Origin of the sequence: Streptomyces sp. NRRL F-5755 (assembly GCF_001279365.1) — a bacterium.
Taxonomy (GTDB): domain Bacteria; phylum Actinomycetota; class Actinomycetes; order Streptomycetales; family Streptomycetaceae; genus Streptomyces; species Streptomyces rimosus.
Genome location: NZ_LGCW01000032.1, coordinates 1 through 24,758, shown reverse-complemented (window position 1 = coordinate 24,758; position 24,758 = coordinate 1). Strand labels below are relative to the sequence as shown.

20 protein-coding genes and 2 pseudogenes are annotated in these 24,758 nt (G+C 68.5%); 12 read left to right on the top strand and 10 right to left on the bottom strand.

Translation table 11 applies throughout. The annotated features are described in order from the left end of the window. The 9 genes and pseudogenes from ADK86_RS40525 to ADK86_RS06010 all read left to right on the top strand — a co-directional run. Positions 1-104: pseudogene (locus ADK86_RS40525) on the top strand (helix-turn-helix domain-containing protein); the annotation flags it as partial. A gap of 180 nt (positions 105-284) precedes the next feature. Continuing rightward, the gene (locus ADK86_RS06050) at positions 285-863 is read left to right on the top strand and encodes an SUKH-4 family immunity protein (RefSeq protein ID WP_078951860.1); all 579 of its coding nucleotides are present in this window, start codon (positions 285-287) and stop codon (positions 861-863) included. A gap of 402 nt (positions 864-1,265) precedes the next feature. Beyond that, on the top strand, positions 1,266-1,463 hold the full coding sequence (locus ADK86_RS06040; protein WP_053695654.1) for a hypothetical protein: 198 nt from the start codon (positions 1,266-1,268) through the stop codon (positions 1,461-1,463). A 355-nt stretch (positions 1,464-1,818) separates the two neighbouring features. Further along, the gene (locus ADK86_RS06035; RefSeq protein WP_053695653.1) at positions 1,819-2,349 is read left to right on the top strand and encodes a DUF6545 domain-containing protein; all 531 of its coding nucleotides are present in this window, start codon (positions 1,819-1,821) and stop codon (positions 2,347-2,349) included. Continuing rightward, the gene (locus tag ADK86_RS06030; RefSeq protein WP_053695652.1) at positions 2,333-3,766 is read left to right on the top strand and encodes an NAD(P)/FAD-dependent oxidoreductase; all 1,434 of its coding nucleotides are present in this window, start codon (positions 2,333-2,335) and stop codon (positions 3,764-3,766) included. The genes ADK86_RS06035 and ADK86_RS06030 overlap by 17 nt, the downstream gene beginning before the upstream one ends. A 276-nt stretch (positions 3,767-4,042) precedes the next feature. Beyond that, positions 4,043-4,573, top strand: a complete 531-nt coding sequence (locus tag ADK86_RS06025) for a helix-turn-helix domain-containing protein (protein ID WP_053695651.1) — start codon at positions 4,043-4,045, stop codon at positions 4,571-4,573. Between the two features lie 167 nt (positions 4,574-4,740). Continuing rightward, positions 4,741-5,187 carry a hypothetical protein gene (locus ADK86_RS06020; RefSeq protein WP_159393788.1) on the top strand — a complete coding sequence of 149 codons (447 nt, stop codon included), beginning with the start codon at positions 4,741-4,743 and terminating at the stop codon, positions 5,185-5,187. After that, positions 5,184-6,332: an MAB_1171c family putative transporter gene (locus ADK86_RS06015; RefSeq protein ID WP_053695649.1), complete on the top strand. Its 1,149-nt coding sequence runs from the start codon at positions 5,184-5,186 to the stop codon at positions 6,330-6,332. The genes ADK86_RS06020 and ADK86_RS06015 overlap by 4 nt, the downstream gene beginning before the upstream one ends. Further along, positions 6,329-7,783 (top strand): NAD(P)/FAD-dependent oxidoreductase, encoded by a 1,455-nt coding sequence (locus tag ADK86_RS06010; RefSeq protein ID WP_053695648.1) that lies wholly within the window; start codon positions 6,329-6,331, stop codon positions 7,781-7,783. The genes ADK86_RS06015 and ADK86_RS06010 overlap by 4 nt, the downstream gene beginning before the upstream one ends. A 559-nt stretch (positions 7,784-8,342) precedes the next feature. On the opposite strand, the gene ADK86_RS42980 is transcribed toward ADK86_RS06010, so the two are convergent. The 9 genes from ADK86_RS42980 to ADK86_RS05970 form a co-directional block, all read right to left on the bottom strand. Further along, a complete protein-coding gene (locus ADK86_RS42980) occupies positions 8,343-8,519 on the bottom strand; it encodes a hypothetical protein (RefSeq protein WP_159393787.1) in 177 nt (58 codons plus the stop codon). 1,124 nt (positions 8,520-9,643) lie between these two features. Then, complete coding sequence (tpg, locus tag ADK86_RS06005; protein WP_053695647.1) at positions 9,644-10,198, bottom strand: telomere-protecting terminal protein Tpg; 555 nt, start codon at positions 10,196-10,198, stop codon at positions 9,644-9,646. A 3-nt stretch (positions 10,199-10,201) separates the two neighbouring features. Next, positions 10,202-12,352: a telomere-associated protein Tap gene (gene tap / locus ADK86_RS06000; protein WP_053695646.1), complete on the bottom strand. Its 2,151-nt coding sequence runs from the start codon at positions 12,350-12,352 to the stop codon at positions 10,202-10,204. 304 nt (positions 12,353-12,656) lie between these two features. After that, positions 12,657-14,024, bottom strand: coding sequence for a hypothetical protein (locus tag ADK86_RS05995; protein ID WP_053695645.1), 1,368 nt, complete (start codon positions 14,022-14,024; stop codon positions 12,657-12,659). Beyond that, positions 14,021-15,097, bottom strand: a complete 1,077-nt coding sequence (locus ADK86_RS05990) for a WXG100 family type VII secretion target (protein ID WP_053695644.1) — start codon at positions 15,095-15,097, stop codon at positions 14,021-14,023. The genes ADK86_RS05995 and ADK86_RS05990 overlap by 4 nt, the downstream gene beginning before the upstream one ends. A 14-nt stretch (positions 15,098-15,111) precedes the next feature. Then, on the bottom strand, positions 15,112-15,441 hold the full coding sequence (locus tag ADK86_RS05985; protein WP_053695643.1) for a hypothetical protein: 330 nt from the start codon (positions 15,439-15,441) through the stop codon (positions 15,112-15,114). Positions 15,442-16,610: 1,169 nt separating this feature from the next. Continuing rightward, complete coding sequence (locus ADK86_RS05980; RefSeq protein ID WP_053695656.1) at positions 16,611-17,234, bottom strand: hypothetical protein; 624 nt, start codon at positions 17,232-17,234, stop codon at positions 16,611-16,613. Positions 17,235-17,748: 514 nt separating this feature from the next. Beyond that, positions 17,749-19,059: a S8 family serine peptidase gene (locus tag ADK86_RS05975; protein ID WP_053695642.1), complete on the bottom strand. Its 1,311-nt coding sequence runs from the start codon at positions 19,057-19,059 to the stop codon at positions 17,749-17,751. Positions 19,060-19,115: 56 nt separating this feature from the next. Beyond that, on the bottom strand, positions 19,116-19,901 hold the full coding sequence (locus ADK86_RS05970; RefSeq protein WP_159393786.1) for a hypothetical protein: 786 nt from the start codon (positions 19,899-19,901) through the stop codon (positions 19,116-19,118). Positions 19,902-20,067: 166 nt separating this feature from the next. Between ADK86_RS05970 and ADK86_RS45610 the strand changes: the two are divergent. Further along, a pseudogene (locus ADK86_RS45610) lies at positions 20,068-20,250 on the top strand (DUF6093 family protein); the annotation flags it as partial. A 472-nt stretch (positions 20,251-20,722) separates the two neighbouring features. Then, positions 20,723-20,959, top strand: coding sequence for a hypothetical protein (locus tag ADK86_RS05960; protein WP_053695639.1), 237 nt, complete (start codon positions 20,723-20,725; stop codon positions 20,957-20,959). A 663-nt stretch (positions 20,960-21,622) separates the two neighbouring features. Here the strand turns inward: ADK86_RS05960 and ADK86_RS05955 are convergent. Continuing rightward, positions 21,623-23,062 carry a NucA/NucB deoxyribonuclease domain-containing protein gene (locus ADK86_RS05955; RefSeq protein WP_159393785.1) on the bottom strand — a complete coding sequence of 480 codons (1,440 nt, stop codon included), beginning with the start codon at positions 23,060-23,062 and terminating at the stop codon, positions 21,623-21,625. 1,466 nt (positions 23,063-24,528) lie between these two features. Here ADK86_RS05955 and ADK86_RS42975 point away from each other — a divergent pair. After that, positions 24,529-24,684: a hypothetical protein gene (locus tag ADK86_RS42975; protein ID WP_159393784.1), complete on the top strand. Its 156-nt coding sequence runs from the start codon at positions 24,529-24,531 to the stop codon at positions 24,682-24,684. The last annotated feature ends 74 nt before the right edge of the window (positions 24,685-24,758 follow it).

Below are 24,758 nucleotides of genomic sequence, written 5' to 3'. Positions count from 1 at the left end.
CCGAGCGCCTCGGCATGGCCCAGCCACCGCTGTCCCGGGCGATCCAGCAGCTGGAGCGGCGCCTCGGTGTCCGGCTGCTGGAACGCAACCGCCGCGGCGCTTCGACCGCCCCGAAGAAATTCGCCGGTCGCCAGTAAAGCAATGAACAAAGAAGTGAGGGTATACCTGAACCGACTACAGCAAAAGGAGAGTTCGCCAAAGAGAAGCGCCATTACTTGCAGTACCGTAATGAGCGAGTGATAAAATCGCCTCACTCTCACCAATACAAAGGGCCTGGGTTCCACATGGCGACTCCCATCGACAGAACAACGCTGGAAAGCCAGTTCAATGAAGACGAGTTGGTCACCCTGCCGGAGGAGATACTGAAAGGCATCGAGCATGAAGCCAGCCTGCGTTTTCTGCGCGATGTAGGGCTTCCGGTCCGCGCCAACCCATGGTTCGACCTGATCGACAGGTCCGCCCCTGAGCTCATGACGGTCGGTGCCTGCTACGACGATCCGAACGTCCGTTGGGCGAACCTTCCCGCCAACGCGACGGACTGGGTCCTGCTCGGCATGATCCCGTACGACGACATCGCGCTCGACGGCGCCACCGGTACCGTCCTGTGCCTCCCCCAGAACGAGAACAAGGTCTACCCGCTCAACCAAGACCTCCACTCCTTCGTCCACTTCCTCTACCTGCTTGAGATCGAGCGTCCGAACTACGACGAGGAAGTGAACGAAGACATCACCCTTGCGGGCGCCGAAGAAGCCGGAGTGCGCCTGGCCGAGCAGATGCGAGAGATCGACCCTGCGTCCCTGGACGTCTCACACTCTCGTTGGCACGACATCCTGGAATGGGTCTCCGACCCGAACTCCAGGTAACTCGCAGCACCTTCCGCGGCTGCACCATTGATCCAGGAGTCATCCATGGTGGCCCAAGGCGAGATGCGGCACTTCGCGCAGGAGGCGGCGGGCGGCCCGCTGAGCACACCCGGCAGCGTCCGGCGGCTGGAGCAGGTGGCCGTGCCCCGGCAGTTGGGCCCCTGCTTTTCCACTGCCGTGGATGCCCCGGTCGTACCGGGCACATACGCACAGTCCGCCGGGCATGAGATGGCCTTGGAGAAGCACCAGTTGCTGGCCCGGCTCGGCACCGATCGCGGATACGGGCGAAGAAGGTGGGCGGGCAGCTGCAGGAAAGCACCGGCAGCTACGACGCCCAGGACGAGGAAGCGGCTCCACGGCTGCGGCACGGCCTGAACGACCTGGGAAAGGCGTGAGCGACCCATGGTGAACTACAAGGCCATTATCAACGCGCGGCCCGAGAAGTGGCACAAGGCCGCCGAAGAAGGGGTGACGCTGGCCAGGCACGCTCTGCGCGTCGCCCAGGACATCCGGAACAACGACACCAAGCCGCTGGCGGACCACTGGAACGACGAGGTGGGACAGAAGGCCACGATGGAATTCGAGAAGCTGGCCGACTAACTGGATCCGCCTACGACATCCTTCTCGGCGGCAAGACGCTGTGCGAGGCCGTGGCGGAGAGCATGGAGACTGCGCTGAGCTCGACGCGAGCTCAACGAACTCGCGCAGCGCTGCAATCTGCACGTCGGGCCGGGTAGCTTACCCGAGGGCGCGTCGATGCCCAGTGGGGATCGTGCAGAACAAGGCGTCCCAGGCGGGGGGGAGATCCTCGGCGCCGAGATCCCCAGTAATGCCGGGCCGATGCCCAGCGCATGTGGTGGAACGGCCTGAGCGAGAAGCAGCGGAATCATCTGATGCTGGCCGGCCCGGTCGCCCTGTCGAAGCTGGAGGGGCTGCCGGAAGGCGCTAGCAGGAAATGCGCGGCACGGGCGGAAAATTCGACCGCGTCAAGATGGTCGAGTACACACTGCAGAACCGGGACCAGGACGACCGGATCGACTTCGGTAACAACTGCACCAACTTCGTCTCCCAGGCCCTCGTTCACGCAGGCATGCAGAAGGAGTTCGGGAGGGATCTCGGCCTGCGGCTGACACGGCGCATCGCGGAGATCCATGACGGCAGGCTGGCGTTGCGCGCGTATCGAGACTCCTCCATCGAGGCCATGGCCGCGGTCCGGGCGCGAGAGGCAGGGCTGCCGGCCGAGGAAGCCGAAGCCGTCACCGAAGCCGCAGTGCTCGCCGCGGCCATGGAGCTGAAACACCGCAACGTGCACCCGACGTCCCATCCGGCCGACCTGGCACCGGTCGGCGAGACCCTGCCTCTACGCCGCCCCGACCTGGTGCGCATCGCACACGCCCTGGACCGTTCGCCCATCGTGGCCGAGGCTGTTCGCAGCTGCCGGTCTGCCGGAAAACAGGAGGACTCCGTCCATGGTTCAGCCGAGTAGTGCCCGAGCGCCGCTGCACCGTGCAATCGTCCTCGGCGCGAGCCTTACGGGCATGCTGGCGGCCGCGGTCCTCGCCGACCACGCCGACGAGGTGCTCGTCCTCGAACGTGACGTCCTCCCGGACGGTGCCGCTGCCCGAACGGGCCTCCCGCAGGCCCGTCACATCCATCCGCTGCTGTCCGGTGGGGCCCGCGCGATCGAGAGTGTCGCCCCCGGGATCCAGGCCGCCTGGCTCGCCGAGGGCGCCCGCCGCATCGCCATACCCGCCCGCCTGGCCGTGCTGACTCCGCACGGCTGGATCCGGCGCGAGCCCGGACCGTACAGCCAGTACCAGATCGTGTGCACCCGTGATCTGCTCGACGCCGTGGCACGCCAGCACCTGCTGGACAGGCCCCGGGTCACGGTGCGCACCCGGGTCCGGGCCGAGTCACTGGTGGGCGACCAGCGGCAAGTCGGTGGAGTGCGGGCCCGTGACCTGAACACGGACACCGTCGCAGAGCTCCCTGCCGACCTGGTGGTCGACGCGACCGGCCGCGGATCCCGGGCACCGCACTGGCTCGCGGAGCTGGGCCTGGCCCCGGTCCACGAGGAGACGGTCGACCCCGGGCTGGTCTACGCCAGCCGGCTGTTCCGCGCACCGGCGGGCGGGGACGATTTCCCGGTCGTCAGCCTCCAGGCCGACCCGCGGGAGGCCACTCCCGGGCGGATGGCCTTCCTCACCCCGGTGGAGCGGGGTCGCTGGCACGTCACCCTCGCGGGCACCCGCGGAGGCGAGCCCACCGCGGACCCGGACCGGTTCGAGGCCTTCGCCCGGCAGGCGCGCCACCCCTTGGTCGCCGACCTGATCGCGGGCCTCGATCCGCTCACTGAGGTCCATCTCAACCGCTCATGCAGCAACCGGCGCCGGTTCTTCGAACGCCACGCGGCGTGGCCGGCGGGCTTCGTCGTGCTGGGTGACGCTGTCGCCGCGTACAACCCGGTGTACGGGCAGGGCATGTCGGCCGCCGCGCAGAGCGTCACTGCCTTGCGCGGCGCACTGCGCAAGGGGCTGGCCGGAGCACGCCTGGCACGGGAGGTACAGCGCGCCGTCGGCCGGGTGGTGCAGTCCCCGTGGGACGTGACCACCGGCCAGGACATCCTGTTCCCCGGGGCCACGGGCAAAAGGCCGCCGCTCGCCGCACGGCTGTCCCACGGCTACATGGACCGGCTCAGCCGCACCGCGGCCAGCCGTCCGGCCGTCACCCGGGCCCTGTTCGACGTCATGTCCCTCACGGCGCCTCCCACCCGGCTTCTGCGGCCGAGCACTGCCCTGCGGGTGCTCCTGGGCCCCAGCCGGCCGGCACTGACCGAACCGCCCCTGACCCCGTACGAGCACGCCTTCCGTTTCGGCGCGGAAGCGCTTCCTCCGCGGGCTTGAACTGTTGTGCCGCCGACGCGGCATCCGGGCGAGATCGTGTTCCTCCGGTCGTACCGCACCGGAGATAACAGTTGGGCAAGGTGCCCATTCGGGCTTCGCGCGTCCGGTTACCGGCTTCCAGCCCATGTGAGCGCACCGCGCCCAGCACCGGCCGCCACCGGCCCCGAGCACGCCCCATCGCACCCGGACAACGCTTTCACGCCATATCAAGTCACACGCCAAACTATTGTTGATCCCGGGTTACGGAAGGCACTCCGACGCCCTTACGATCACGCCATGTCCCAGCACCGGCCAGAGGCAGCAACGCCGTCCCAGCAGAGCAGCGCTACAGCTGCCTTGTTCGGGAGGCGCCTCCAGCGCCTGGTCGATGCGGCGAGTGCCCGGGGGGCGAAGGATTTCTCGGATGCGCGGATCGCCGCGTACGTCGGTGTCACCGGCCAGTACGTCCGTAATCTCCGCCGCGGGAAGTCGGTGCCGTCGGTGGAGAAGGCGCAGAAGCTGGCCGAACTGTTCGGGGTGGAGCACGCGGACTACTTCCTCAGACCGGATGACGACCCCCACGTACTCAAGGTGGAGAGACGTTTCTCCGCCTCCGGGGGCGCCACGGCTTCCAGCGCCTTTCCGGCGGAGGGCGAGGAGCGCGTGACCGAGGACGCGTTGTGGGGGCAACTGCAGGACGAACACGGAGTGCAAGAAATAGCGATGCGCGCCGGCCAGCTCTCTCCGGAAGCCCGAATCGCGGTACTCGGCGTCGTGGAGCAACTCCTGCGCGGCGAGAACCGCGACAGCGGCCCGGCCCGTCCCTGAACAGGGAGCAGCACTTCAGGAAATACACGTGACGCACAGAGCAAGCGAGGCGGGGGAAAGGGTTGAACAAGAAAGGAATGCGGCGGCTGTGTGCCGACCTGCTCCGCGGTCTGCGGAGCCAGGACACCAGTTCTCCGTCAGCCCTCTTCACCGCCCTCTGTGACGGTATGAGCAAGCGTAACGGCCGCCCGGTCAGCCATCGCCTGGTCAAGTTCCCTGCCGGAACGGTCAGTGGCCTGTGGATAGCCACGGCCACCCGGCACCTGGTGTTATGTGAGCAGGACACGGCCCCCGAGCATCAGCTGGTCATCCTCGGCCACGAATTCTGGCACCTGGAGACGCACGAGGGGTTATCGGATACGGCCGACGCGGCGGAAGCCGCTCGTCTGCTCGCCCCGGACGTCAACTCCGCCACGGTGGAACGGATCGCGCGGCGCTCCACCCTCCACACTCATGACCAGGAGGAAGAGGCCGCCTGCGAATACTTCGGTTCCTTACTGGGGAGCCGGGCCTGGCCTCTTCTCTCCTCCTCTGCTGCGGAGGACGCTCCATCGTCCTCGGGCCTGGCGCACCGGATCGAAGCCTCCTTCAGCCCACGGAGGCCGGCCCGGTGAACAACAACAGCTACTGGATCCCCGCCGCGGCCGGCTGGCTCGCGCTGGCCAGCCGGCTTCCCGCCCTCCGGCGCGCACCACACGACCCGCTGCTGCGCGCGGTCTGTGCGGTGTTCTTCTTCGCCAGCAGCAGCTTCACCCTGGCCAACCCCACACTCGTCGACTACGTCAATCACGGCACAGGGATTACGAACGCTGCCGCACCACTGGTCTACAGCCTCATCCTCGCGCAGAGTGCCTCGGTCGTCGTGCTGATCCTGCGTTGGCGCGGGGGGCCGGCCGAGCAGGTGAACCGCCGGGGCCGACAGTGGTCGCTCGCTTACGCCTCGGCCGCCGCCGTGCTGTTCCTGCTGTTCGCCGCCGGGCGGACCCCCGTGGAACGCCCCGTGGACTTCGACACGTACTACGCCAACACTCCGTTCATCCGCGAGATGATCACCCTTTACCTGGTGGCGTCCATGGCGGCCGCCGTAGCCATGTTCGTCATGTGCTGGCGCTGGTCGACGCGTGTGTACGACCGCACCTGGCTGCGCCGCGGCCTGCGGTTGCTCGTCGTCGGCACGGTGTTCCACTTCGGCTTCGACGCCGCGCGGCTGACCGCGGTGTTCGCCCGCTGGGCCGGCGCCGACTGGGACCGGCTGTGCCTCGCGGCACCGGCCATCGGCGCGGTAGGCACTCTGTGTGTGGCCGTGGGCTTTACCCTGCCCTTGATCACCGAGCGGGTCGTGGCCGTGCGGGCCCTGTACGACAGCTACCGGACGCTGCGGGCACTGCGCCCGCTGTGGGAGACCCTTCAAGCGGCTCAGCCCAGCGGCGCCGTCTCCGTGGCCGCGCCCTGGTGGGCTGTCCGCCTCCGCCTGACACGGCGGATCACAGAGATTCATGACGGTCTCCTCGCCCTGCGCCCCTACTACGACGTGTCCGCACGGTCATCCCCGTCCCTTTCCGCGGAGCCGGCCGGACCGCAGGTGATGGCCTCGGCGCTGCACCGCGCCATCCGTAACAAGACCGCCGGGAAGCCGCCCACGCCAACGGCCGAACACACCGGCCCGCTCCGCACGCTGGCCGAGCCACTGCCCCTGGCCTCGCTCGTACAACTGTCCCGCAGCCTGACCACCTGCCACACCGGGGAGCACCACCTGTGACCACCCGCCGAAACCCGCACTCCCCCTCAGCGCACTCCCCCACCGCCGTGGTGCTCGGTGGGGGCCTCACCGGCATGCTGGCCGCCGCCGTCCTGGCCACCCACGCCCAGGTCCACATCGTCGAACGCGACGTTCTGCCGACGTCCCCCGCCCCGCGCAGAGGCCTGCCTCAGGCTCAGCACGCCCACTTGCTGTGGTCCGGCGGCGCCCGGACCATCGAAAGTCTGCTGCCTGGCGTCACACAGCGGTGGCTGTCGGCGGGCGCCCGCCGTATCCCGCTGCCCACCGGACTGGTGTCCCTCACCGCCCAGGGCTGGCTGCGCCGGTGGCCCGAGATGCAGTACCTCATCGCCTGCTCACGCGATCTGCTCGACTGGGGTGTACGCCAGCAGGTCCTGGCCCACCCCGGAATCCGCGTACTTACCCGTACCGAGCCCGTCGGGCTGTCCGGCACCGCTGGCCACGTCACCGGTGTCGAGGTGCGCGACACGGCCACCGGGGACGTCCAGCGGCTCAACGCCGATCTTGTGATCGATGCCACCGGGCGCGGCTCCGCGGCGGCCACCTGGCTGGCCGCGCTTGGCCTGCCGCCCGTAACGGAGAAGCACGTGGACTCCGGCCTGGCCTACGCCACCCGGATCTTCCGCGCCCCGGCCGGGACCGAGCACTGGCCCATCGTCAACGTGCAGTCCGACGCCTCGGCCCCGGTTCCCGGCCAGACGGCGACACTCGTTCCCCTCGAAGAGGCGCGGTGGCTGGTCACCCTGTCCGGCACCCGCGGCGGCCAGCCGACCAGGGAAGCCGACGCGTTCCTGCCGTTCGCCCGCAATGTACGCCACCCCATCGTGGCCGAGCTCATCGCCGACGCCGAACCGCTGACCGACGTCCGCCTCTCCCGTAGCACCGTCAACCGGCGCCGCCGCTTCGACCTCCTGCGGGCCTGGCCCCGCGGCTTCGCCGTGCTCGGTGACGCGGTCGCCACCTACAACCCCCTCTACGGCCAGGGCATGTCGGTCGCCGCCCAGGAAGCCGCCGCCCTGCGCGATGCGCTGGACCGGTACGGTCTCGGCGATCCGGGCCTGGCCTGGCGCTTGCAGCGCACCGTGGGGCGTCTCACCCATGCCCCCTGGGCCATGGCCACCGGCCAGGACATCCGCTACCCCGATGCCGTGGGCCCACGGCCCCCCGCAGCCACCCGGCTCTTGCGCGGCTACACCGACCGGCTGCTCAGGACCGCCACCGGCGACCCGGTCGTCACCCGGGCCCTGCTCGACGTGATGACGCTGTCCGCACCGCTGCAGCGTCTGATGCGGCCGAACGTGGCGGCCAGAGTCCTGCTCGGCCCCGCACGGCCGCCCCTGGCCGTGCCGCCGCTGAATCTGCCGGCCTGGCGTGCCGCGTCCGGAACCTCCTCCCAGCGCTCCACGGGAGGTGACGGCGCCGGATGGTGAGCGTTCCGCCCCTCGGCGGAAGCGTCGAGGGGTCGCTGCTTTCCCCTGCCCCAGGAGGTAGAAGGCCATGAAATGACAGATGGGCGGCACAGTCCCGCCACAGGACTCCTGCCGCCCCGGCCGCAGACCAGGTGCGCCAACACCTGATCACGCGCGGCCGCCATGCCACCGTCCGGCCTGCTCGCCGGGCGAAGGTCCGATCACACGGATCGGACGTCCGGTTCTCGCGAACCCTGAGTGAGCCCCGAGGGGCTCACTCCTTCCCTGTTCAGCAAAACTGAGGAAGCTCTCACATGGTGCAGTACAACACTGCCATTTGTCAGCCCGGGCGCCCGCGGATCCCGCAGGTACGGCCGGTGCCGCCCTCTTGCGGCGCTCCCGGGACGGCCTCTCCGGCCGGCACCGGCACCGTCCGATGACTCCAGCCGGGCCCGCCTTCACGATGAATGTCCCGTCCGAAAATACGCTGCCTCGTCAGGCGGCAGCTCCGCCCGGCGATACAGACGGGCATCGCGGCACGGGCAGCCCGCTGCATCTCGGTCGGGCCATGGGTCACCGATTACGTGGTGCGGTACGCGCCCTGCTCAACGACCCGGCCTTGCGCGGCCAGACCGACGCGGTCCGCCTCGCCGCTGTCGTGCTCGCCGCCAAGACCAACGCCGGAACGGGAACCGCCGTCATCACAGCCCGCGGTCTGGGCCGCCGGCTCGGGGTGTCCGAGTCGCTGATCGACCATACGGTCCTGCCGGCTCTGCGGAGGTCCGGCGCGGTACGGTCGCAGCCGGTCACCAACGCCCGTGGCCGGACGAGCGGGCTGAGCTGCGTCCTTCTGCCCCTGCAGCAGGCCCGGCAGCAAGCGCCCGGCCCCCCCCTGGCACTGAGACGCACCGAATTGGCCACCCTGCTGCGACTGGCCGAAGCGCTCTTCGGCCCCGGATGGGCTCCCCCCAACGGCAGCCCGACACCGCCGGGACTCCTGTCACAACGCCGAGGCCGCGGCGCGGCCACCGACCGGCTCGCATTCCTCCTCATGGCCCTCGACACACGCCCCGACGGACGGCTGCGCATGTGTCCCGGCACCGTGGACACCCAGCGGGGCCGCCCGGCGGTCACCATCGCCCGGATGATGGGCTGTTCCGCGTCGGGCGGTGCGAAGATCCTCTCCAGGCTCAACGCCCACGGCGTAACGGCCATCGTCCGGTACAGAACCCGCTCAGGTCTGCAAGCACGGTCGCACGTGCTCCTGCCGAATCGACAGACCCACGAAGCACCTTCCACCAACGGATGCAGGACACCCGCCGGCGCGCCGCCGCACTCGGACTCACCCCGGCCGGACAGCGTCTCGCGGTCAGACTCGCCGCTCACGCGGAGGCGGGGGCGAACCCGTCATGAAAGTCGGCAAACGTGTCGACCATGTGCCGCGACTGCGGTCCCTGTACCTGTGTCAGGTACGCGGCAGCTTCTATCACGCTCACGCCCCGCAGTGGCCGGACGAGGAAGCTCAGGGTCGGGTTCTATCAATGAAGTACTGCACGCCCGGAATCCGGAAAATACCGTCCACCTGTACGTCGTGAGCGACGTACAGGTGGACACAAAGATGGACCCGTACAAGGCAAGCGGTGGGGTGCCGCAACACCATGAGGGCTGGGAGCCCACCAGTTCTTCGCTGATGGCGGTCAGCGGCGTAGCGGAGCTTTCCGAGGCTGGGTCCAGCGCAGCAGCACGCCGTTGGCAGAGACGCAGTCGACCTTCGCGTTCCGGCTCCCGATGTCGATCGGCAACGCCGAACGGACCGGTGACCAGGCGGCGAGGCTGTCCGGAGTCCTGGGACGTCCGGAACCTGCCCCATACGACCCGTCTCTAGAGTTCGATGTCGATGTAATCGACGTCAGTGAATTCCACCAGCAGGCCCTGGGCCCGGCGGCCGCGGTCCTTGAAGTAGATCTCCTGCAGTCCCTCGGCGGCGATGTCGAGCAGTTGCTGTTCGGTGGCGCCCTCCTCCTGGGCTTCGAAGAGGCGGGCGGCGTACTGCGGGGGCAGGGCCTGGGTGAGGTGGCGCAGGCGGGCGTCATCGGTGGTGCCGGGGGCGGCGGTGTAGCCGAAGCGGGCGCGGGTGTCGATGACGATGCCGTCGGTGGTGGCCGCCTGCCGCTTGGCCCGCTTGCGGACCTGCGGCTGCCAGCGCTTTTTCACCTCCCGTTCCAGGCGGGCGGCGAGCTCCTTGCGGGGCCGCTTCAGCTGCCCGGCGACGTACCGTTCCACGGTGCGCTGGGAGACGCCGAGATGCTGGGCCACGGCCTTGGTGCCCTTGAGCTGTTTGACCAGGTAGCGCATCTGCGCTCCGGCGGACTTGGGAATGGGGCGGGTGAACGCGCCTTCCACCGCTTTGTCGAGGCTGTCGGCGAGCTTGCCCATGGGCTACTCCCCCGTGTCCGTGGCGCTGACGTGGCCGTCCTTGATGTAGCGGGCGATGTTCAGGTCATGGCCGTGTTCTTCGCGTACGCCTTCGGCCCACAGCACGCTCTGGGTGCCTTCGTGCTTGACCATGCCCGGGCTGACGCCGAGCCGGAAGCCGCCGGGCAGCGGCTTGTCGCCGTCGTACGGGAGGAAGTCCAGCGGGCTGGGACCGTCGGAGGGGTAGACGGCGCAGTCGGAGAGGACGGCGACCGGGTACTGGCCGGTGGCAGCCGCGGTCTTGAGCATCTTGCGGTGCATGTTGACACGCGTCCTGGAGATGACGGCGGCGCGGATGTCGGGGCGCCAGGTGGGCCGGTCGAGGGCCGGCCACGGCCGGCCGGGCCGCCAGCCCCCGCCGCGCGGGCGCTCGCGGAGCTTGCCGATGCCGCCCTTGACCGTCGCCTTGATCGCCGTGAGGACGATGGCCATCTGCGGGTCGGCCTGCTTGTGACCGTCCATCGCCGCCAGGAACTCGGCCGGTGACAGGTCGCCGGTGACGCCGAGATCGGCCATCGTCGCGAGGTAGGCGTCGCGCAGGCGGTTGTACCAGGCGTCCAGGTAGCGGCCGTTCTCGTGGCGGACGTACGCCTCGACAGGCGCCACCTCATAGCCGAGCTCGACGGCGTAGGCGACGGTCGGGGTGGCGTACCAGGCCGGGCCCTGGGGGCGTTCGCCGGTCGGGGTGAAGGGTGAGGGCAGCCGTTCGTCCAGCTCCACGTGGGACAGGTCGACCAGCCAGGAGCCGGGCAGCTTCGCGTCGAACGCCGGCCGCCGTACGTGGGTCGGCGCGCCGAGGCCGACGATGGCGCCGTTGGCGCCGGCGGCGAAGGCCATGTTCACGTCGATACCGACGACGTACCGCTTGGTGCATTCCTCGTCGGTCAGCGGGCGGGCCCAGTCGTACGCCTCCTCCACCAGGACCTCGTCGGGGGTGCGCTGGTGGAAGCGCGGCAGGTGCGCGAGCAGCGGGTGGCCGTCGGGGGCCTCGCACGGCGCGCACGGCACCGGTTCGGTGCCCAGAGAGCCCGGGTTGTGCTCGCTGCGGCGCTTGCCGTCCCGGTCGGGCTCGCCGGCCCGGGTGGGCGGGTGGAGGGCGGTCATCAGCTCCAGGCCGGTCACCGCGGTGGAGCCGCGCGGCGTCAGCACGCGGGTGGCGTAGGTGCCCAGCAGCTGGGCCAGGTCGCCGGGCGGCAGCTGCGCCGCGTCCCCCCACGAGCGGGCGTCCAGGGCGTCCCAGCCGAGAATGCACAGCTGAACGCAGGCGCGCCGCGCGCCCTGGGCGGGGCGGTAGATACGGGCCCACGGGCCGAGCCCCCGCCGGGTGAGCTGCCACTCGGCCTTCGCCAGCTGCTTGGCGGCCTTGTGGTCCTCGGGCAGCCGCCCGGCCCGGCGCTCCTCGTCGGACAGCCGGGCCGGCAGGCCGTAACGTTCGGCGGCCGAGTCTGTCAGGACCAGGACCGGGTCGGCGTCCTTGCCGGAGAAGTGCAGCCGGGGCGCGCCCAGCCGGCCTTCGGTGAGGGTCCACTCCACCAGGGCCGGAAGGGTTTTGGCGGGGACGTCCAGGACCAGGCCATCCAGGCAGTACGCGGATACCTGCCCGTCGGCGGCGTCGATGACCGCGAGCGGGCCGTTGGCGAAGCGCGGGTCGGCGGCCGTGGCCGGCTTCCTCGCCGGGGTCCTCTTCGCCGCGGCCTTGTGCGCTCCCGGACGTCGTGCCGTCGTCGGCGTGGTGCTGCTCGCCGCCGGGCGGGCTGGAGGCGTCGCAGCAGCGGGCTCATGCTCCGGTGCGGCAGCGGGGACCGGTCCGGTGGGCGTTTCGGGCCTCGTCGGTGCCGGCTTGTCGGTCGGTTCGGCGGCCGGGGCGGGGAAGCGGGCGGCCAGGCCCTCCAGGAGCCGGGCGTAGGCGGCGCGCTTCGGCGCACGCGGCTCCTTCTTCCCGGCCTCCCAGGCACCCACCGCCTCCCGGCGCACGTCGAGCGCCTGCGCGACCTGGGCCTGGCTCAGTCCGGCGGCCTCGCGCAGCCGCCTGCGTTCCGCCGGCGACGGCAGATCGTCCTGCGCGACCTGCTCCAGCAGCGCGTCGACAGCGCCGAACAGCGCGTTCTCACCCAGTGGTCACACAGCTCACCATCCACGCCGCCCCCTATCCCAGCGCTCATCGAAGCACTCACGCAACACTCCTTGAAGCGCACCTCTGATGCTTGATTCGGGAGGTCGAGGCAGATCCCCGCACAGTCGTCCACCATGCACCGCAGCCGTCGACGGTCGGCCCCGCGACCGGACGCGCACGCTGGCTCGACGGTCCGCGAGCTGGTCGAAGACGAACGCGGCAATCGCCCGGGCGTCGGCCTGAGCGAGCTCCCGACAAAGCACAGCGCACCGCTTTCCGGTCCGCTGCTCCTGGTGACTGTCCTCCTCAGGCCCGTCGTACCAACCGGCGCAAATAGTGCGTACGCCAACGGTTGATCAGTACCAGCCCCACGACCGGCCCGGCCGCAGCCACCAGGAGGCACGCAATGCGCAGTGCCCCGTTGTTGTATCCAGCGCCCGACACCAGCAGGACCACGGCGAGGAAGGCGGCAGCGAAGCAGACCAGACCCGGTCCGTGGACCTGGGGCTGCCACAGTGCGTACGGGCCCACCGGGCGGATCGCTCGCAGCTCATCGGGGACGGGTACGGCGACGGGGGCGCCCGCCGGGGCGTGCGGGGGCGTGCCTATGGTTGTCGTTCCCCGTACATACCGGCCGTCGTCCAGGACGAGCAGGGCGGGGACGGAGTGCTCGGGCCGGTCTTCCGGCTTGGGGGCCCAGTAGAGCTGGCCTTCGGCGCTCAGGAGTGCTTCGGCGAGCGGTACGGGGTCCAGGCACCGCTCCAGCAACAGATCGCGGTTTCCGCTCGGTGAGATCAAGTGCAGTGCGGGACTCAGGAGCGGACCGTACGACTTCGAGCCACGAACCGGGCGTCCCAGACGGTCGCCCGCTCCCGCGCCCGCGATCCGGACCCGGAGCATCCGCGGCTCGCCGTCGCCGGACACGCCGTCCCAGGGAAGTGCGGCGGCGCGTCTGCGGAAGGCGGTTCCGGCGCAGGCCAGGGGGAAAATACTCCAGACGCCCAGCACCACCAGATCTTGCGGCCCGGCGGGTCCGCCGAGAAGCGAGCGCAGTTGGGCACGGGTGTCCAGGATGACCCCTGCGGCGAGGTCGCCGGGGGCGTACAAGCCCGGGAACCGGATTCCTGGGTGCGGCGGCCGGGAGGAGCGCATGGTGCCTTCGAGGCGCGGTGTTCCTTTCCCGGACCGCCCGGTGGCCGTGTCCCCGACCGGGACCGTGACCGTGACCGCGGACTCGTAGTAGCTGTAGCCCTTGCCCTTCTTCAGGTACGAGTGGTGTACCTGAACGATCGTCACGGCGGAGATACGCGGGCCGTGCGCGCGGATCGCTGCCACCTGGGGCGAACTGTCCGTCGTCGAGGAGAACAGCATGAAGAGCGGCAGCGGCCACGCTGTCAGGGCGAGGAGGACGAGCGGGACACGCCTTTCGGGCCACCAGCGAATCCGCCGCCCCCCTGAGGCAGGCCGGGCCGGTGTCTTCCGCCCGCTCCCCGTACGTCCACTCGCCGACCACCACCAGGCCAGCAGCGCGGCCGCACAGACCGCCAGGCAGCCGAGCAGGTCCCAGCGGGGATACGGCGCGACCTTCCGCACCAGCAGACAGACCAGGAACGCCACGGCACCGCCCCAGGCCGCCGCGGTGGCCAGGGCGGTGCCGGTGTCGCGCTCCCTCATCCGAACACGTCCCTCACGGAACCCTTCTCCGGTGCTCGTGCCGCGCCGGTGCCGCTGGCCTCGCTCTTCTTGTCGTCCGAACCATCGCCGACGATGGCATTGTGAATGGGCACGCCGATGGCTCCGATACCGCCGTAGGCGGCTCCCTGTGCCGGCCCCTCGACCGAGAAGTGCGGGCCCTCCCGCCCGGGTGGCAGGTGCGTGTTCGCACCGTGTACGGCTCCGCCTCCCACGCCGCCGCCGACCCCGTTGACCGTCGCGTTCCAGAGCATGTCGTCCCCGCTGACGTCGTTCGACGCGTCGTTGTCGAGGTTTTTCGTCCCATCGACGGCGAACCCGCCGGCCACGCTCCCCGTGGCGCCGCCCGCGACGTCACCGAGCAGCGGCCGGCCCAGTCTGCCCAGCCCCCGGGAGACGGCGAGCCCGGGCCCGGTGCCGACGGCCGCGGAGAGCCCGCCCTGCCAGGTCGCGTCGAACAAGTTGGTGTCCTGCCCGGTCAGCGTGTTGGTGATGACGGTGCCGCCGGTATTGCTGGCCCAGTTGACCAGGACGTTCTTCAAGAAGCGGTGCTTCGCCAGTCCGGAGATGGCTTTGAACGCCTGGCCGACCTTCTGGAGGATGGTGCCGAGCGTTTTGGCGAGTTTGGCGGCCCGGGCGGCGAGCTGAGCGGCTCGGGCGGCCCCCGCGGCCGCCGAGAAGCCCATGGTCAGGAAGGACAGGCCGACCGAAATGCCGATGGAGATACCGATTTCCAAATAGATCTGGTGAATCTCGTGGTTGATCTCCTCGATGGCGTCCGCCGCCTCGTCGAGGCTCTTTGCCGCCTGCGGCAATTGGGGCAGGGTCTTGTCCATCCCCGCCTTGAGGTCTTTCCAGTGTTTCGCGAAGGCATCGGCCGCCGGCCCCCGCCATCCGGAACCCAGAGTCTGCTGCACTTCGCGGTCCAGGCCCCGGAACATGCTCTGGAGATTGTCGTGGAGATCCCGCCAGCCCTTGGCCACCGCACGGAGGGTGTCCGGGTCTCCTCCAGGGTTGATGATTTCCAGACCGGCCTCGTAGACCTGCTCCGCCACGGACTCGTCTCCGCTCACGCGTGACGCCCCTGGCCGAAGCCGCTCGACAGGGACTCGTCCGTCGCCGTGGCGTTCTGCCGGACCTCGCGCATACCCTGACTGACCTGGTCGAGATGGCGCCGCAACTCGTGCAGCGTCTCCGTCAGGTCCGTGGACAGCTCGATGTACGCGGAGGTGACCTCCTCGGATTCGGTGAGGACACCGAAACCGTCATGAATGGCCTCGGAGCCCGTCTTCGCCCTGAACTCCTTGAGGTAGCTCTCCAGATCCGACCCATAGGTCTCGAAGCTCTTCGAAAGCTTTCCGAGAGCCGCCGCATCCACTAACGACTCGTCCTTGGACATGAATCCCCCTTGCTGTTCCCCGTCCCGAAGCAGCCGACGCCACGACGGGGGAACGGCACGACTGTGCCGTTCGGGCTCCGAGCTTATGAGGGGGTGATCATCAGAAAGGCGGCCGGGAGTTTTCTTGTCGCGCCCTTATCGGAATCCTTATGCTGAGAATACGCGTGCAAGAGGGACCTGGTAGCCGTTGCGGATTCGGGAACGGCCGGGTGGGACCTGGGTGCTGCACGGGGCCTGAAGGCGGGGCTTACACAGGGTGCGGGGGGGTGGCGGGCTTGCTGGGCGGCGTGAACGCGGCAGCCACCTGGGGACGTACGGCGTCGGCGTCACCCGGGACGCCGGTGTCTGCTGCGGCTGCGGCTGCGGCTGCGGCTGCGGCTGCGGCTGCGGCTGCGGCTGCGGTAAGCATCGCTCCGTAGCGGCACACCCCACACAGACCGCCCGCCTTCGGGGCTCCGCACTGACGGCATAGCCGGGCCAGGTGGGCGTGCCCGACGCGGCGTTGACGTGGTGGTGCACCACCACACCGCTGACCGCTGCCTCGTCGATCCTCATCATCTTTGATCGCGGTCGAACCGGGCCCTACGGATCGGCGACCAAGCGCTGCATCCGGGCTTCGGCGGAGGCGCGTTGAAGCGGCGAGGGTGCACTGCTAATTAGCGGAAGTCGAGTCCGATGAGGATTCTCCCCGTCTCCGTGGAGATTGAAGCAAGCACTCAGCCGTCGTTCGGGCAGGTATCCCTCGACCGGCTGGTAGGGCGCTTGGCTCCCTCTGCGTAAGACGCTGGCCAACTACCTGTCCAGCTCGCCTTCACTCCTTGCGACAGGAAACACCCATGCTCCTTTGGATCCCAGCAAAGGGTGGCTGTTCCCTTCGGATGCTGCACCGACAGGCCATGGGCATGACCCTCATACTGGGGCTACTTCATTCTGAGCTACGGAGCACAGCCGACCTCGGGGAACGATTTGTCCATCAGGACCTCCCGATGCCCCGACGCCCACCATGGGCAGTACTTCGGTGTCCGGGCGACGGCTGCCGGGTCGGCCAACTGATCTCCCAGAAACGCCCGGTGGCAATGCACAGCTACCCCCGGAGTTACGTCGGCACACCTTCACCGGGCGGCTGCGGCAAACACCCGTGACGCGGTACGTGCGTGCTGAGGGAGCTGTCACATGGGCAAGCCGATAACACCCCAGTCGCGCCGACGGGCTTCGCCCAGTACTTCAGCCCATTGGGCCAGCAGCCCGACAAAACTGTCGAAATCGGCAGCTGGATGGCCCGAGTCCGTCAGTGCGGCGTGAGCCACCCTGTACGGCCCGCGCAGCTGCGGCAGCAGCGGCTGCGTCCGCTGCCAGGCGACGACCAGGCCGGCCACGGTGTCCGGAGCACGGACGATGACCGGTCCGGACCGCCACAGAGCATCGAGGGAAGGGAAAACGCCGTCGTCGATGTGGTCGGCGTCCTCCGCCGGGTCAGGGCCCCACCAGATCAGTCCGGCGAGGAAGTCATCAACCGCGGCCTGCGGCACGGGCGGGACGGCTCCGCGCACAGCGTCCCAGGCATTGGCGGCCCGGAAGTGAGGCGTGTACGAGCCGAGGATGCCGTCGAACTCGTATCGGCCCAGCCAACGCCTCTCAGGCCCCAGCGGCCAGAGCCACCCCGCACCGTCGGCGCCGCTGTCGGCATCCTCGGCACCGTCCACCGTCTCTTGGAGCACCTGAAGCCGACGATCCGGCGCGAGCCGCATCAGATGTGCCCACTCGACGACCCAGACAGTGATGTCCATCCCCATGGCCACGAGTAGACCAGCACCTGGCTGCGCCGACGGCCGACGGCCACCACCCACGACACGGCATGCGCCGCTGCCGCTGTCTAGGACAGCCGAAAGCCGACCTGCAACACGTGTTCACGGCGATCGCCGTGAACATTGAGCGTCTCAGCGATGCGGCACCGGCCGAGGAGCCCCACTCACCACAATCACCGACCGCTTCCAGAACTTCCTGGACCAACACGAGAACTCCGGCCGAGGTCCTGGCGAACCCTGGGGCACCACAGTCAAGCTGAGGACGCCGAGACGGAGGCGCAGCGGTCATACGAGCCAGAGAAGAACTGCCGCTGACGCCGTGCCAACACGACCGGTGAGGACGCCGTCGCCGCCACGATGAAGCCGCCGAAACCGCCCGGGAGCGCACCGCCCAGTACCTGCCTGCTCGCGGTGCGACTTCTCAGCCGTTCTGCGCTGGACCGGGCGTGCCCCGCTCTCACTCGCTCACCGCACCCCGCCGATGCGCACCAGGCCGCTGACGTTACGAGCCCATGGGCCGATTGGGGGGCGGCTGCGGAGGGAAGCCGACCGCGCCGGGGTGCTGCTGGTGCGGGCCCGGCTGTGGTGGTGCCCAAGTACCGGGTGCGCCGTAGCCGCCCGGACCGCCTGGGCCACCGAGGCCGCCGGGGGGCGGGCCGTTGCGGCGGTTGTTCTTGCGAACGACGAGAAAGATGACGAGGGCCAGGACGGCCATGCCACCCAGTGTGATGCCGCCGACGGCCACCATGCTCAGGTCGTCCAGGAACGTCTTCTTGGCCGGCGGCGGAGGCGGTGCGCTGGTCTCCACGTCCGCGTAGGGATCATCGGGCACCTTCAGCGGGCCGTTCTTGGACCCGGCCGGGATGTCCTCCTTCAGGGCCCGCAGCGGGCGGATGAAGCCGTAGCCGTAGTGCGGGTCGGGCAGGTGAGTGCCTTCCATCCCCGGAGCCATTCCAGCGGTCTTCACCAGCCGGTTGGCGATCTGCCCAGCGGTCAAATCGGGGTACTTGGAGCGCAGCAGGGCGGCGGCGCCGGAGACGTAGGCGGTGGAGTCGGATGTTCCCGACGCCTGCCGGTACGGCTCGTACGCGCCGGCCGTTCTGATGTGCACCCCGGGTGCGGTGAGCATCGTCTGGGGGCCGAAGTTGGACTTCGCCCAGACTTTCCCGTCTTGCTTCACGGCTCCCACCGCGACGATGCCCGGCGAGGCGGCCAGACGGGTCAGCCGCCCGCCCTCGTTGCCGGTACCCGCCACCACCAGAACGTCCTTCTTGTACGCATAGGCGATCTGGGCTCGGTCGAAATCGGGCACTTCATCCGCGCCGAGGGAGATGTTGATGACCTTGGCACCCGCGTCGACGGCGTAGCGGATTGCCTCGCCGAGCCGGACCCTGCCATAGGTAGGGACGTCTCCTTCGTCGTGAGAGGGAAACTCGATGGGGATGATTTTGGCGTCGGGTGCCAGTCCCTTGATCCCGTCCGCGTTCCCGGGGCCGTGCCCGTGCCCCGCGATCAGGGACGCCATCGCCGTTCCGTGATCAGTGGCGTGGTCGAGACCGCCGTCGACGAAGCTCTTGCCCGGCAGGAGGTTGCCCTTCAGGTCCGGGTGATCGAGATCGATGGCGCCGTCGATGACCGCGACTTTGACACCTTTGCCCGTGGACTGCTGCCACACGCTCTCGGCTTCGAAAGACTTCAACGGCCATTGTGAGTCACGGACCTCATCGGCCACCGCGGTCGACGCGGTACCGAAGAGCACCGCCCCCGCCACCGCGGCACCGCCTATCGTGCGCCCGATGCGCGCGCCACCCATCCCGTCATACCCTTCCCGCCCCAGGACCGGCCCCGATCGGCTCGGTCCCTGCTATGTCAGCTCCTACCTCGGCCGCGGCTTCCACTCATCGGCCGTGCAACCGTCACCCTAACCCGGCCCTGCCAGCCCACCGCGGGCCTCCCCGGCCAGCCCCGTCGGCAGCACCGCGACAACCGACTGCGCCAGCTCTGCCACCTAGACGAACGCTCACGCGCCCCGCCGCACCGGCCTTTGCCATTGTCCTGACCGCCGAGCGCCCGGACTCCTACTGCACAGCTGGGTGCGGCAACCCTTCGCGATACAGACTGGCGGCGAGGCGCAGGTGTCGCCACGGGGCCGGAACGGGCTGATGCTCGGTCGGCGGCCGTTCGCGACCACCGCACCCTACAGGGCGCCGTCGGCCACGGTGATCGGGAGATCCCACGTCGTAAGTCATAGCCCTTGATGCCGTTCTTCTTGACGTTGGCGAGCAGCTTCTCGCGGCCTTCGGGCTTCAGCGCATCGACCGTCTTGGCGTCCTTCAGCCCCTCCTCGACCGTCGGCAAGCCCTTGTAGTGCTCGGCACGCACGCCGTTGGCCTGGCCGGAACCAAGGTGCTGGACGTTCGGCGAGCCGAGGAACATCGCGAGCTGCTGGGCCGGCTCCTGCTCCGCGTCGTCAAGACCGGCAGTCACGGCCTTGGTCATCTCGCTGTCACCGGCCTCCTCGGCGGCCTCCAAATCGGGCTTGCCCCTCTTCTTGCCCTCGAAGTCACTCATGTCCGTGTAGGCGGCACCATCGACCCAGATCATGCGCTTCGTCTCGTCGCTGTCCGGCATTCCGTCGGGCACCGACGTGGTCATCGTGACCTTCGCGGACCTCACTCCCGCGGTCTTCTTGGTCCGCCGGGCAGCACCTGATGCCGGACTCGGTGCGGGTCATCCGCGAGGTCGGCGAAGACGTGTTCGCCCCACGGACGGGCGCCTCCGTGCCTGCTCCTCCGCTGGTGGTGCACTTGGGTAAGGCTGGGTGTACGGGCTTCAGGAGCGGATCCGCAGCAAGGGTCGCCACGAGGGGGCCCGGGTCGAAGAGGTGCGGGCCGGGTACGGGCTGCTGCTGCCGCTCGATGCACCGGAGCTGCGGGAGGACGACACCGTGGAGATGGTCGAGGCCCGTGACGAGCAGGCCATCGGCCGTACCTACCGGGTCGCGGCGCTGGGCGTAATGTCCTCGGTTCCGGTGCCCGTTCCGTGTGGCTGGAGGAGCACAACAGCAGGGCGGACGCATGAGCGGCGGCGCGTTTACCGACCCCGCGGCGCTGGCCCCCGCGCTGGAACGAGGGACCACCCAAACGATGGACGCGACGAACGCTGTGATGCAGCACCGTGCCCAGGCGCTGGTCGAACAGATGCAGCACAACGCCTTCGGACGGGGCCCGGCCCCCACGTGATCACCGGCGCCTACCGAGCCTCCTGGCACGCCGATGTCCAGGACGCGGGCCCCGTGGTCGTCGCCGAGGTAGGCACCAGTGCGGCGCAAGCGAGGCGGCTGGAGTCCGGGTTCGTCGGCGCCGACAGCCTCGGGCGGCACTACGCGCAGCCGCCCTTCCCCACTTGGGCCCGTCTGTCGACCAGGCAGGGCCTGCTCTGGTGCGGGAGTTGAACGATGCGGTGAAGAGGGCGCTGTGAACGAACTGGCCGAAGAGGTCGAAGCCGCCTTGGCGGAGGTCTTCGGCGACTGGGAGCTGGGGATGCTCGCCCGCGCCATCGTCATCGCCGGGATCCTGAACGAGGACGGCGAACGCAGCCTGTCCGTAGTCACGACGCCAGGCGTGCCGGACTGGGACACCGTCGGGCTGTGCCGGTACGGCGCCCTGTCCATCGAAACCACCGGCAGAGGCTTCTCGGGAGAAGACGAATGATCGACCGTGCAGCCGTGTCCGAAGCCTTCCCCTGCACGCTGGCCAGAGCAACCGATCGGCCGTGCGGTCTCGGGAAGCTGCCGCTCGTCGAAGGCCAGCCGGCCGAGGTGCCGTACCTGGTGCTGTACCCGCGAGGCGGCCCCGTCGGCGGCGCGCCCCTGGCCGATCGACGTGCCGGGCGTCCACGTGTGGGAACGGGAGCTAAAGGCCGACGCCGACGCAGACGACGCAGGCTCCCAAGCAGGCGTCGTGAGCTACCAGCAACGGTTCTCTCTGACAGCCAGCGGATGAAGAGAACCAATCAACGCCCCGCTCTTGTTACGGCCTTGGCCGCGGCCGACACGGCCGTCGGCCCCGTGCTTGCCGCAGCGTGGAACGACGGTGAGCTCCACCTCTGTCACCTCCTGAGCGGCAAAGCCCAGGCCCTGCCGATGCTCTATCGCTGCAACGCCCTCGCCCTCAGCTCTAGCGGGCAACTGGCGGTCGGTGGGCCAGACGGCTGTGCCGTGCAGCTTCGCCTCGACCGTCCTTGAGCTGACGGAAGTGCTAGCGTCGCCGCGCCAGGCTGACAACCCGGCACTTGCCCGGTTGCTCGCAGGACGCCCCTGCGAGCAACCAGTGCCGTTGCGTTTGTACGGCTGCACGGCCTCCAAGGAACGTCCCTCAGTCCTGGATATCTACCCAGAACGGGTCCTGAGCCGTAAGAATACGGTCCCTGAAGTAGTACCAGCCGAGCAGGCCACCGGCTGATTGGTTCTCACTACTCGGCACCGCGCGGACGGAGAAATCCCAGTAGGGACTGGCGGCACCTTGCTCGGTGGTGGCGAATGGATACTCATCGCAGTCCTCGCCGGGCTTCGGCGCCTCAGGCAATCCATTCGTCTCATAGGGCGGCAATCTCTTGCAGGCGCGGTCCTTCTCTGCGACATTATTCTGGTGCGTAGCACTTCCACCCAGCACCCTGGTCAATCCCAGATTGTCCCACTTCCCTGTGTACTTTCCGGGTATTACCTTGTAGCCGATGGCGGGGTATGTGTTTCCCGGATCGTTCTGGGCATGCCTGATGTGACGGGCTACGGAAGTGACACGACTGTCACTGATCTTGTACTGTAGGTGCGGCACGACGTCGTAGTTTATGCACGCCTTGTTATAAGGCACGCCGAAGAGAGAGAAGTACGTTGCCGAGTCGCAACGGATTGTGCGGTCGGCTGAGACTCCTGGGCGGTATGTGTAAGCCCCGCCGCTGCCTCCGATGCGGAGATGCCATTGGTGGAAGAGCACTTTGTCGTCGGCGCTACTGGCTTCTTCCCTGGAGTGCGTGTCCCAGAACAGCCACTCTTGGGTAGGGCGCGAATCCCACTCCTTCCAGCTGTGCTCCACTGCACCAGGCGATGACTGGCAGTAGGTGGAAGTCTGGACGCACTCGGCGAGTATGTAGGATTTGAGCTTGCTTACCTCCTGCTCCCATTGCATGATCCGGACGGCAATTTCGGGATCGAGCGAGAATTCGGGATCGTATGTCACCGACTGGACCTGGATGTACGTGCGGACGCCGCGGGCCTGCCCGTTTCCCACGGTCACGGTGTGAAGTTTCATGGCTGCCGTGCCCAGATCGTGTGCTCGGCCGTCCCCGTCGACCCAGGCGTAGACGACGCCCATCTGGTGCTTCTGGCACCAGATCCAGCGACTGTATGTCTCTCCGGCCATGGACTCAGCTGCCGGCCGGTCCAAGCATTCCTTCGCTTCGGCAGGCGGTTGGCTGCCCCAACCGGTCGGGGGTGTGTCAGAGCGCAAAGCCCTCTTGTCTACTCTGCCGTGCCCGTCGAGTGGCACCTTAGAGGTGTCGACATACGAATGGCTGCCCCTGCTTTGAGCGGCCTCCAGCGACCTGCGCCGGGTCGTCTCGGGAGATGCCGGGGCTTGCTTGGGTCCGGGCTGGGCCGCATCCTTCGCCTGTCCGGCCCCGTCATACGGCAACTCAACCACCCTTGCGACCGGCTTGCCCATGCCGAGGCGCTCGGCGCTGCTCCTATGCGGCCCGGCAGAAGCGTCTTCAGCCAGCGCAGCAGGCGCGGTAAGGCATGCAATGAGCGGCACGACCACCGCCAAGATTCTGAGTCTTCTTTTCCCACGTGCTGAGCGAGCCGTCATCTTCCTGCCAGTCCTTCCTGCCTGCAGTCAGTGTTCGGTGTGACGGCGACACGACGGCCATCACAGAACGTATGCTGAGGAGCGTGAGCAGAATTCACTTGCAGTACGTGACTCCGGTGACGCTGGCTGCTTCCGGAGGGAATTGGTCCGCACGCAGGTACCACGCCTTGGTTTGCCCGGGCGCGATGTACTGACAGCTGGAAACGTAGGTGTACGTGTTCCCCTGGCCGTTGGAGAATACTGGAGTGACTTTCAGGCCGTGGTTGTCCGACCAGCAGTTATTCCAGTAGATCCATGCCGGAGTACCAGTACCTCCCGGCTGGTCGACGGACAATCCGCAGGGGCGCTTCTCCGCCTCAGCCGTCGTGAGTGTTCTCGTCTGCGCGCTCTCGGGGGTGTTATCGGCGTCATTGCTGGCTCGGCTAACCGCCGGTACACAAACTGCAACGGTCAGAGCGGCGGCTGCCGTCACGAGGGCGGTTCTGACATACCTCATCGGGCCTCCAAGCGGGCTGGCTTGACGCTGGGGTTGAAACGTCGGGCTGGAGTCTGTCTCCGGCGGCTGCGTAGGTACAGACCACAAACAAGCCGATGTGTAAGTACGCCGGGCCTGAGCGGGCAGCGGCGCTGTAAAGCGTGCGCCTACGACAAGCAGCGAAGTGCTGACGAGGCGTGGCTAAATGGCAGCGTTGCCCGCTTGCGATGGAGCCGCTTGCACATATGCAAGATCGGCGCTGTGTTGACGGCGAGTTACGCTCGGAGCCTTGTTCACTCGGTCGGTATCGCCTGTCCGCTTCTTCTTCAGGACCGTGACGCTCAGACCAGTATGGTGATCCCTATGCGGTGTATGGGCGCCGTTCGCGCCAGCTCATGTTTCGCATCCTCACCGCGGAGGCCCCGCGCGGACGCCCACCCGGCTTCGGGATGGGCCGGTTCCCCGACACGACGTCGAGGGGCGGGGCCATCCCACCACCGCTTGTTTGGCTGCCGTCCCGGAATCGGACAGCAAGCCTTGCAGGTCAAGAAGTACAGCCGCCGGGGCGTCACCCTCGTCCTATGGCTGGAGAAGGTCGCCAACGACGGCAACGTGCCCCCGCCTGTGTCGCGTCCGGCGGAGGCCGGGCCTGGGTGACGGCCGAGAGGTAGGTCACCGCGTGATGGCATCGCCAGAGCAGTCGCGGGCATCATCGGCTACGACCACGTGGACGGTGACGCGGGAGCAACGACATCGGCAGGGGATGTTGGTGTGTCGCTCAGCGTGTACGGCATTGGCCAGTCCAAGGCGGACGGCATAGCAATCAGTAAGCGGTCCCCCTGCCAGAAGCTGATCAGTTCCGTGCCGGCTCGGGGGCAGCTTCCGAGCGCCGGCCGGTGCCGTATGCCGCGGCCATCGGTGAGCTGCCGGTGGTGACGAAATCGTGAATGCTCGCGAGGTAGGCGTCACGGTCGACCAGTCCGTCGCGATCGGCGTCGAGGGCGTCGAAGGCAGCGCCGACGTCGGTTTCTCCATTGCCCGCCGCTGTACGCAGACGGACGAACTCGTCGCGGTTAAGACGTCATTTCGTTTGGTGTGATCTTGCGGCAGTCTGGGATGGTGACTGCCCCTCTTGTCGAGCGGATGGTGCCGGACAGCCTGTGGGAGCTGTTC

Bases quoted from the DNA above. Each gene is read 5' to 3' on its own strand.
- ADK86_RS05970 (WP_159393786.1), bottom strand. From the start codon at position 19,901: ATGACCACGTCGGTGCCCGACGGAATGCCGGACAGCGACGAGACGAAG.
- ADK86_RS05975 (WP_053695642.1), bottom strand. From the start codon at position 19,059: ATGGGTGGCGCGCGCATCGGGCGCACGATAGGCGGTGCCGCGGTGGCG.
- ADK86_RS06030 (WP_053695652.1), top strand. From the start codon at position 2,333: ATGGTTCAGCCGAGTAGTGCCCGAGCGCCGCTGCACCGTGCAATCGTC.
- tpg (WP_053695647.1), bottom strand. From the start codon at position 10,198: ATGGGCAAGCTCGCCGACAGCCTCGACAAAGCGGTGGAAGGCGCGTTC.
- ADK86_RS06040 (WP_053695654.1), top strand. From the start codon at position 1,266: ATGGTGAACTACAAGGCCATTATCAACGCGCGGCCCGAGAAGTGGCAC.
- ADK86_RS42980 (WP_159393787.1), bottom strand. From the start codon at position 8,519: ATGGTCGATCAGCGACTCGGACACCCCGAGCCGGCGGCCCAGACCGCG.
- ADK86_RS05980 (WP_053695656.1), bottom strand. From the start codon at position 17,234: ATGGGGATGGACATCACTGTCTGGGTCGTCGAGTGGGCACATCTGATG.
- ADK86_RS05985 (WP_053695643.1), bottom strand. From the start codon at position 15,441: ATGTCCAAGGACGAGTCGTTAGTGGATGCGGCGGCTCTCGGAAAGCTT.
- ADK86_RS06025 (WP_053695651.1), top strand. From the start codon at position 4,043: ATGTCCCAGCACCGGCCAGAGGCAGCAACGCCGTCCCAGCAGAGCAGC.
- ADK86_RS06035 (WP_053695653.1), top strand. From the start codon at position 1,819: ATGCGCGGCACGGGCGGAAAATTCGACCGCGTCAAGATGGTCGAGTAC.
- ADK86_RS05995 (WP_053695645.1), bottom strand. From the start codon at position 14,024: ATGAGGGAGCGCGACACCGGCACCGCCCTGGCCACCGCGGCGGCCTGG.
- ADK86_RS06050 (WP_078951860.1), top strand. From the start codon at position 285: ATGGCGACTCCCATCGACAGAACAACGCTGGAAAGCCAGTTCAATGAA.
- ADK86_RS06020 (WP_159393788.1), top strand. From the start codon at position 4,741: ATGAGCAAGCGTAACGGCCGCCCGGTCAGCCATCGCCTGGTCAAGTTC.